Raw genomic sequence first — 9,425 nt, 5'->3', positions numbered from 1 at the left:
GCCGGCCAGTTCGGCGCGGGAGCGTGCCGCGACGGTCTCCCGGGCGCGCTCGGCAGCGCGGCGGGCGCGCTCGCGCGCGGTCTCCCAGGCGACGACGGCTTCCTTCTCGGCGTCGCTGGCGGCCAGGGCGGCGCGGGCCGGGTCGGCGTCGGGAGAGGAGCCGTCCAGCCAGCCGGCGCGTACGGCCTGCGCCGTCTCCTGCTCGACCTCGGTCAGGCGCTGGCGCAGGTGCTCGCCCTCGCTGCGGGCGCGCTGGGCCTCGGTGGCGGCGGCGGTCGCGTCGCGGTGGGCGGCCTCGCCCTCGCCCTGCAGGGCGGTGGAGCGCCCCTCCTCCTCGGCCGCGAGGTGCTCGGCCTGCTCCGCGGCTGCGTGCAGGGCGCGCACCAGATCGGTGGCGGCCCGGGCACGGGCGGCCAGCGCGGGGGCGGCGTCGCGCTCGGCCTCCTGGATGGCCGCGGCGACCCGGGCGGCGCGGTCGGTGGCGGCGCGGTGCGCCAGCACCGTCTCGGCCGCCTGCCAGGCCGCGTGCAGGGTGCGGGCGTCGCTCAGCTCCCGGCGCTGGGCGGCGGCGCCCTTCTCTCCGGCGGCCAGCGCCAGGGAGGCGTGACGGTAGGCGAGTTCGGCGGCGATGAGTGCGGCGCGCTCGCGGTCGCGGTCGGCCGCGGCGGCGGCCCGGTCCGCGTGGTCGGCCCGCTCGGCGAGTTCGGCGGCGCGCCCGCGCTCCTCGGTGCCGCGGGCGGACAACCGCCGGGCCAGGGTGCGGGTGCGCCGTTCGGCTCCGGCGTGGACGGCGCGGGCCTGCTCGCGGTGCCGGGCGGCCTCGTCGATGCGGCGCAGCAGGTCCAGCGACCCGGCCGTGAAGTCCTTCTCGGCGGTGAGTTCTGCGCGGCGGCCGAGCTTGTGGGCGAAGCCGTGCACCAGGTCGGCCAGCCCGTCGGTGTCGCGGGTGTCGGTGACGGCGCGCAGCAGCAGGTCGGTGAAGTCGGAGTCGTTCTTGACGGCGAACAGGCCGGCGGCCTCGCCCTCGTCGGCGTTCATCTCCCGCTGGTAGCGGAAGAGTTCGGGGTCGAGGCCGAGGTGGCCCAGATGCTCGTTCCAGCGTTCGTGGACCTCCTCCCAGACCACGTCGAGGCCCGGGTATGCCTTGCCCGTATCCACCAGGACATCGCGGAAGCCTTTCATGGTGCGACGCCGGCCGCGGGCGGAGGAGGCTCCCTCGGCGACGGGCCGCAGCGCGGTGGACTCCGCCACGGGCAGGGAGTCCAGGTTCATGCCCGGACCGGGACGGAAGCTGTACCAGGCCTCGGCGAACTTCCGCGGGTCGCTGGAGACCTGGCGGCCGCGCCACTCGCTGACCTTGCCGACGACGACGGTCTCCCCGGTGAGGGTGTGCTGCCACTCCAGGGCGACGTGTCCGCAGTCGTCGGCCAGCAGGAACTTGCGCAGTACGCCGGAGCTGGCGCCGCCGAGGGTGTTGCGGTGGCCGGGCAGCATCACCGAGAAGATCAGCTTGAGCAGGACGGACTTGCCTCCGCCGTTCTCCAGGAAGAGCACTCCGGCGGGCGCGGGGCGGCGCGGCGGGCCGATCGGCTCGTCCTCGAAGAAGTCCGCCTGGGCGGGGGCGGGGCTGGGCACCGGTTCGCCGACCCCGCGCAGGTCCAGCACGGTGTCGGCGTAGCGCGCACCGGCGGGCCCGATGGAGTAGAGGCGGATCCGGGACAGCTCGTACATGGCGGCGGGGCTCTCGTTGCTCTGGCGTCGGAGGGGAGGAGTGTCAGCTGTGGAAGGGGAGTCCGGCGTCGGCGGCCGGCTCCAGGGCGTCGGGGTCGGGGGGCGGCAGCAGGGTGGCGCTGCCGTCGCCGACGGGCACCACCCCCAGCTCCAGCAGCTCGGTCATGGCGGCGCTGCCCGCCATGTCGCGCACCTGGAGCCGGTAGCGGGCGGTGGTGCGATAGGTGCCACCGGCTTCGTCGCCGGTGCGCTGGAGGAAGCCGGAGTCGGCCAGGAAGGCGGCGGCCCTGGCGACGATCCCGGTGGTGGAGCCGGCCAGTCGGCGGGAGTCCTTGGTGGCTCCGGTGGCGCTGCGCCGTGTGTACACCCGCCAGGCGGCCTCCAGGCCGGGCGCGTCGCTGGCCGGGTCGGTGTTCTCGCCCTCCCTCCCGGCACGCTCCTCCAGTCTCCGGCAGGCCTGGCGGACGAAGGCGTCCACGCCGTTGACGGAGATCCTGCCGACGTAGCCGTCGTCGGCCAGGTCTTCAGGGCGGGGGAAGGACAGGGCCGCGACGGCCAGATGGGCCAAGCCGTGCAGGAAGCGGTCGGTGGAGTCGGAGGTGGCGCGGCGGGCGTAGTCGCCCATGCGCACGGCGAAGACGGAGCCCTCGGCGGCGGTGACGGCCATCCCCGCGCGCGGGGAGACCTCCAGCACGACCAGTCCGAGTCCGGTGGCGACGGCGTCGGCGAGCCGGGCGAAGGCGGGTTCCTCCCGGTAGCGGCGCAGCAGTTCCGCGTACTCGGCGTCGCGGGCGGGCAGCAGCCTGGGCTGGAGACCGAAGGAGACCAGCCGGGCGGCGTCGGCGGCGTCGGGCGGGGTGAGGGCGGCGGACCTGCCGGACGCCGCTGGGTGGCCGGGCCGGTCCCCGGGCTCCGGCGGGGGCTGCGTCCCGGATCCGCCCGGTCCGCCCGGCCCCTCCCGCTCGTCGTGGCCGCCGTAGCCGTCGTGGCCGCCGTACGGGCCGTGCTCGTTCACGATGCCACCTCCGTGCGGTCCGCCGCCATACCCGCGGCGTCCAGCAGGGCCGTCCCCACCACGAGGTCCGCGCCGCCGAACTCCGAGTCGTCCAGTTCCGTGCCGTCGTCCACGGCGAACAGCAGGCGCCGCTCGCCCTGCCGGTAGGCGGTGCCGACCGGCGGGCTGGCGGCGTGCACCGCCAGCAGGGCCACCAGGTAGGGCAGGTCCGGGTCGCGGCGGCGGGCCTCGGCCAGCAGGCCCGACAGCCGGCGGGGGGCGTCGGCGGGCAGGTCCAGCAGCTCCCGGGCCGCCTCCAGCTGCTCCTCGCTGAACCGGCTGTCGTCGGGGGTGGCGACCAGATCCGGCTCGGGCATCTCGGCGCCCAGGTGCTCGCGGGGCGCGGGCGGGGTGAGCAGCATCTCGGTCAGGTCCCCCAGCCGTACGGCCGTCGGTGTGCGCAGCCCGGTGCCGCGGGCGAAGAAGGCGTCGGTGACCTTGCCGGCCCTCTCCACCGGCAAGGGCAGCAGGGGAGCCAGCAGCTGCCCGTACAGGTCGAGGCCGGCACCGGCGGCGGGCGGGGCGAACGCCTGCCGGTCCTGCTCGGCGCGGAAGAGCGGTCCGGCCTCCAGCAGCCGGGACTGGAGCTGGGTGTGGCGCCGGATGCAGTCCTTGACGATGTCGACCAGCTCGGCGGCGCGCAGTTTGTGGTCGGGGTTCCTGTCGGCCGGGGACTCGTCCCGCGCCCTGCGGATGTTGGTGAGGATGGCGTTCTCGTGGCGGTAGCGGTCGGCGACGTGGTCGAGCGCTTCGGCGATCATGTCGGGGACGTCGTTGAGCCAGTCGACCGCGCGGACGTTGCGCCGGGTGGCCTCCAGGGTGCGGCGCAGTGTCTCGGCGTACTGCACGGTGCGGTAGCGGGCCTGCTCGGCGGCGAGCTGGGCGTCGGCCAGGCGGCCCCGGCTGACCAGAACCTCCAGCTTGACCTCGGCGGCGATCTGTGCGCTGGTGACATCGGTGTCCAGGGCGCCGACCAGGACGTTGACCGCCTCGTCGGTGGTGCGCAGGTACACGCCCCCACCCGGGCCCGGCACCTCCTCGATCAGCTTGAAGTCGTAGTCGCGCCGCACGTACTCGCCGTCGGGGCCGAAGGTGCCGTAGACGGCGCGGAAGCCACGGTCGACACTGCCGACGTTGATCAGGTTCTCCAGGACCCACCGGGCGACCCGCTCGTGCTCGGCGGCGGGCCGCCGCGGGGCCTGGGCCGCGACCCGCGGCAGCAGTCGGGCCACTATCTCCTCGTGGTCGGCGCCGGTGTCGAAGTCCATGTGCAGGGTGACCAGGTCGATGGCGGCCAGCGCCACCTCGGCCATCGAGTACGTGCCGTACTCCCCGGCCAGGTTGGCCTTGCGCGCGTCCAGGTCGTGCAGGGGCGCGGTGCAGGCCAGGGCCCGCAGGCGCCGGGCCAGGCCCTCGTCGGCGGCCGGGCCGGGCGCGGGCCGCCCGGGGCCGGGGGGCGATGCGGATACTGCTGTGGTCACACGGCACAGATTAGGCGCTGGCACCGACAAAGATCGAAACGACGGAGAGCTCCCGTGCCCGCCGGCTCCGGCCCCGGGCTCCACGGGCGCGCGTCGCGGGCGGCGGCGCGGTGGCCCCCGCCCGGTTCGCGCGGGGCGGTGCGGAGTCCGCCCGGGGCGGGGGTGGCGAGGCCGGCCGGTCCGACGGTCCGCGGTCCGCTCACGCGGCGGCTCCCAACCGGGCGGCCCGGGCGTCGAGGGTCTCGGCGTAGTACTCCAGGAGCCGGTCGCCGACGGCCTCCCAGGTGCGTCCGGCCACAGCCGCCCGCCCCGCCCGCGCCAGCCGGGCGCGCAGCGCGGGATCGGCCGCGAGGGTGCGCACCGCCTCCGTCACGGCGTCGGCGTCGCCGGGAGGCACCAGGAGCCCGGTGCGTCCCTGCTCGACGAGATCCAGCGGCCCGCCCGAGGCGGGGGCGATCACGGGGACGCCACCGGCCTGTGCCTCCTGCACCGTCTGGCAGAAGGTCTCGAACGGGCCGGTGTGCACGAAGACGTCCAGACTGGCGAAGAGCCGGGCGAGATCGTCGCCGGTGCGGCGGCCGAGGAAGAGCGCGCCGGGCATCGCCTGCCGCAGCGCGGGGCCGCTCGGCCCGTCGCCGATCACCACCGTGCGCACGCCGGGCAGGGCGGCGGCCCCGGCCAGGAGATCGACGCGTTTCTCGGGGGCCAGCCGCCCGACGTATCCGACGAGCACCTCGCCGCCGGGCGCCAGGGCACGGCGCAGGCGTTCGTCGCGCAGCGCGGGGTCGAAGCGTCCGGTGTCCACCCCGCGCGGCCACAGCCGTACGCGCGGCACACCCCGGTCGGCCAGCTCGCGCGCGGAGACGGTGGACGGGGCGAGCGTGAGGTCGGCGGCGGTGTGCACAGAGCATATCCGGCGCCAGGCGGCGCCCTCTCCGGCACCGAGATAGGTGCGGGCGTATCCGGCCAGGTCGGTCTGGTAGACGGCCACAGTGGGCACGCCCATGCGTGCGGCGGCGGCCACGCCCCGTACACCGAGAACGAAGGGCCCCGCGAGGTGGACCACGTCGGGACGGTGTGCGGACAGGGCCGCCCCCAGCCGCCGGCTGGGCAGGGCGACGCGCACCTGCGGGTAGCCGGGCAGGGGCAGGGAGGGCACGTGGACGACGGGCGCCGGGCCGTCGGCGGAGGTGCGGGTACCGGGAGGCGGAGCGGGGGCGACCACCAGTGGCCTGTGGCCGCGCCGGGCGAGGTGGACGGCGGTCTGCCAGGCGCAGTGGGCCACACCGTTGACATCGGGAGGGTAGGACTCGGTGACGATGGCGACTTTCAGCCGGGTTCTCATACGGCGGTTCTGGCCATTGCTTGCGTGCCCACGACAACATTCGCGTGTCCGTCGGGGGAACGTCCCGTGAGCGGTTGCCGGTTCTCACCCGGGAACGGACCAGTACCGCGGGCGGGGCCGGTCAGCGAGCGCCGTCCCCCGAGCCGAGCCGGCCTCGCACCGCGCTCTGCACCCCCTCCTCCTCGGCCGGATCGGCGGCCAGCCGCCGCAGCCGCTCGACGACCCGGGTGTCGCCGGTGGCCGCGTGGCGGGCGGCGATCTCACGGGTGGACTCCTCGCAGTCCCACAGGCACTCGATGGCGAAGCCCGCCGCGAAGGCGGGGTCGGTGGCGGCCAGGGCCCGGGCCGCCCGGCCGCGCAGATGGGAGGAGGACGTCTCGCGGTAGACGTGCCGCAGGAGAGGAGCGGCCCGGTGCACGGCCAGCCGTCCGGCGCCGTCGACCAGCGGCCACAGGGCGTCGGAGTCGGGCCCCTCAGCGCGCACGGTGCGGCGCAGGGCGGCCGTCACCGAGGGCGCGTCCCGTTCCGTGCCGTGACAGGCCAGCAGCGTGGCGGCCGCCGTGCCCAGGGCGTCCTCGCGCCGCGCCCACCGGCGGGCGCGTTCCAGTGCGGCGGTGCCGCGCATCCGGGAGAGGGCGTTCAACGCGGCCCTGGTGACGGTGCCCAGGGGGGCGTCCGCGGAACCGGCGGGGCCGGGGACGCCTGACTCCGCCACGGCCGCCTCGATCAGGTCCAGCGCGGCCGGGTCGCCGCGATCGGCCAGGTGGCGCAGGGCCACCGCGCGCGCGATGCCGGGACCGGACAGGGCGACGTCGAGCAGTTCGGGGCGGTCCTCGGGCCCGGCGACGGCGGCCAGGCAGCGGGCCGCGGCGGCCTCGCGGTGCCGCGGGACGCGGTCCGTGAGAGCTCCGGACGCCGAGGCGAGCGGTCCGCCGACGGCAGGGTCGGCGGAGGGCGCGGCGGAGGGGATCCGGTCGCCCTCCTGAGCCCAGTCGAGCACCGCGCGTACGCTCCAGCCGGGCCGCGGCCCGGCCGGCCTCAGCTGGCGCCGCCAGCGGCCGAAGGAGCCCTGCTCACGGGCGCGCCCGATGCGTTCGCCCTGCTCGGGGCGGGTGGGATCCTCGGCCCACAGCCGCCAGGGCCTGGGCTCGAAGGCGTCGCGGACGGCAGCCGCCAGCTCGGCGTCGCCCTCGGGGGTGCGCGGGAAGCGCGCCAGGACGGCGGGGCCCAGCGGACGCAGGCCGGCGTCGTCGTCGCGGACGGCCAGTTCGTCCAGGGCCCAGCGCCAGTTGGCGCCGCGCGAGGCGTAGCGGCGCAGCAGCAGCAGGGCGCCGCGGTCGCCGTAGGAGGTCAGGTGTCCGAGGACGGAGAGGGCCAGTCCGGTGCGTTCCTCGCCGGTGTCGGTGAGGTCGTCGGGGCCGGACAGGTACTCCTCGATGTCATCGAGCCCGGCGTCCAGCTCCACGTGGAGCCGTGCGTAGTACAGGGAGCGGTGCTCGAGCCGCCAGTCGCGCCGGGGGTCCCAGCGCAGGCAGCGGCTCAGCGCGGCGAGCGCTTCGGCACGCGGGGCCGCCAGAGCGTGCAGCGTGCCGTCGCCGCGGCCCCTCTGGAGGAGACCGAGCAGCGTACCGCTGGGCGCTATGTCGGAATCGACGGAATCGGCGAACATAAGGTCAGCATCCGGTGCGGGGGGAGGGACTGGCAACGGGATTTCCGCTCTCCGGCGTTCCGGCCGGTCACCGAGGGTTGGTCCCCCGTTCACCCCGGGGCCCCCACGGGTTCCCGGCGCCGTGCGGAAAGCGGTCACTCCGGCCGCCGAAGGATACCGGCACCGCGGCGCCGCGCCGAGTCCGTACACACAGAGGACGGGCGGGGAACGGCGGCCCCGGGCGACCCGCGGCCGGAGGACGGCCGGGCACGAGGGCCGCCGTCCCCCGCTACACCGCCGCGCCGCCCCCGGTCCGCCGGGGCGCGGGCAGACCGGCCTTCGTGCCGGGGGACCCGGGGGCCGTGGGCAGGACGAGTGCGATCTCCTCGCGCAGGTCCTCCACCTTCGGGTAGCCGGCGTACCGCCCGGCGAGCCGGTACATCTCCCGCAGCCGGTCCCAGGTGCGGTGGGAGGAGGTGCTGCCGATGGTGACCAGGGCGAGCCGTGCGTAGCGGTCCGCCTGCTCGGGATCGTCGGCGATGAAGCAGGCCGAGGCGAGGGAGATGTAGTCGAGGACCTTCGACCGCTCGCGGCCCTTCTCCCGCAGCCGCAGCGCCTCCTTGGCGTGCCGCTCGGCCGTCCTGGCCGCCGGAGGGTCGTGCTCGGCCAGGGTGCGGTACGCCAGCGCCTGCATCCCGTGCAGGTCGGCCTCGTCGAACAGCTGCATCCAGCTGGGCGGCGGCACGTCCCCCCGGTCGGAGACGAACAGGTCCTCGGCCCGCCCGAGGGTGCGCCGCATCGCCTGGCCGCGCCCCATCGAGGCGTGGGCCCACGCCTCGATGGTGTGCAGCATCGCGCGGGTGCGCGGCAGGGTCTCCTCGCCGCAGCCGGCCCTGGCCAGCTTCATCAGGTCCAGAGCCTCGTCGGGTCTGCCCAGGTGCACCATCTGGCGCGCGGCCCGGGAGACGGCCTCCCCGGCCCGGGGCCGGTCGCCGCCCTCGCGTGCCGCGTGCGCGGCGATGACGAAATACTTCTGGGCGGTGGGCTCCAGGCCGACGTCGTGGGACATCCAGCCGGCCAGCACCGCCAGGTTGGCCGCCACCCCCCACAGCCGCCGCTGGATGTGCTGCGGGTGGCGGTAGACGAGCATGCCGCCCACCTCGTTGAGCTGGCCCACCACCGCCTTGCGCTGGAGGCCTCCGCCGCGGGCCGCGTCCCAGGCGCGGAAGACCTCCACGGAGTGCTCCAGGGACTCGACCTCCTCCGAGCCGACGGGCACGGCCTCGTAGCGGTCGAAGGAGGCGGGAGCGGCGGGCGGGGGGCCGCCCGGCCGGAGGGCTCCCGCCGGAGCCGGGTCGGTTCGGAGCCAGTCGTACAGGGCGCCGCTGAGCGCCGGTCCTGCGGTGAGCGCGGCGCCCGCGCCCACCAAGCCGCGTCGGTTGAGCATGAGGTCCATTCCGGTGAATTCGGTGAGGACCGCGGCGGTCTGCTCAGGAGCCCACGGCAGCCCGTGGACGGACTGCCGCCTGCCTGCCTGCCCCGGTCGGCTGAACCCGAGGTCCTCGATGGTCACGACACGGCCGAGTCGCTCGGTGAACAGGGTCGCCAGCACCTTCGGCACCGGTTCGCGCGGGGTCTCCCCCACATCGATCCAGCGCCTCACCCGGGAGGTGTCGGTCGCCAGCTGCGGGTGGCCCATGGCCGCCGCCTGCCGGTTCACGCGCCGGGCGAGTTCGCCCTTGGACCAGCCGGTGAGGCCGAACAGGTCCGCCAAGCGGGTGTTGGGTCCCTTGGTCACGTCGAAGCCCCCAGGTTCTCGGCTGCCTCGACAGTAGCCCTCGCGGAACGCCCCCGAAGGGGCGCGCGGGCATTCGCCAGGGTTCGCCAGGGTCCGCCAGATGGTGTGCCACCCGTGTCCGGGTGTCCTGTAGGAACGCGCCATCCCGTCCGGTCTCCGGGCTTCCGCATTCCCCAGGGTGCGGTGCGCCCCGGCCGGCCGGGTGGCGCGGCAATCCGTCGGTGCACGAAGGGATCCGGCTCGTCCATGAATCCAACACCGTCTCCCGTGCCGGCCCCGGTCCGGCCGCGTCCGCGACCGCAGTACGACACCGCCGTCCGCCCCGAGCCGGTACGCACGCCGCCCGCGGTCGCGGGCATGCCCCGGCC

At 76.0% G+C, this 9,425-nt stretch carries 5 protein-coding genes and 1 pseudogene; all 6 read right to left on the bottom strand.

The genetic code is table 11. The features are described from left to right. Window positions 1–1,731, bottom strand: a pseudogene (locus LJ221_RS21480) (hypothetical protein); the annotation flags it as partial. A 43-nt stretch (window positions 1,732–1,774) separates the two neighbouring features. Continuing rightward, window positions 1,775–2,746 (bottom strand): hypothetical protein, encoded by a 972-nt coding sequence (locus LJ221_RS21475; RefSeq protein WP_241718370.1) that lies wholly within the window; start codon window positions 2,744–2,746, stop codon window positions 1,775–1,777. Beyond that, window positions 2,743–4,266, bottom strand: coding sequence for a hypothetical protein (locus tag LJ221_RS21470; protein WP_241718369.1), 1,524 nt, complete (start codon window positions 4,264–4,266; stop codon window positions 2,743–2,745). The genes LJ221_RS21475 and LJ221_RS21470 overlap by 4 nt, the downstream gene beginning before the upstream one ends. 199 nt (window positions 4,267–4,465) lie before the next feature. Then, window positions 4,466–5,599 (bottom strand): glycosyltransferase family 1 protein, encoded by a 1,134-nt coding sequence (locus tag LJ221_RS21465; RefSeq protein ID WP_241718371.1) that lies wholly within the window; start codon window positions 5,597–5,599, stop codon window positions 4,466–4,468. Window positions 5,600–5,732: 133 nt separating this feature from the next. Next, window positions 5,733–7,280, bottom strand: coding sequence for a HEAT repeat domain-containing protein (locus LJ221_RS21460; protein WP_241718368.1), 1,548 nt, complete (start codon window positions 7,278–7,280; stop codon window positions 5,733–5,735). Between the two features lie 268 nt (window positions 7,281–7,548). Next, window positions 7,549–9,057, bottom strand: a complete 1,509-nt coding sequence (locus LJ221_RS21455; protein ID WP_241718367.1) for a hypothetical protein — start codon at window positions 9,055–9,057, stop codon at window positions 7,549–7,551. Window positions 9,058–9,425: the final 368 nt, after the last annotated feature.

Origin of the sequence: Streptomyces sp. CNQ085 (assembly GCF_022614595.1) — a bacterium.
Taxonomy (GTDB): domain Bacteria; phylum Actinomycetota; class Actinomycetes; order Streptomycetales; family Streptomycetaceae; genus Streptomyces.
This window is presented reverse-complemented; position numbering and strand designations above follow the sequence as displayed.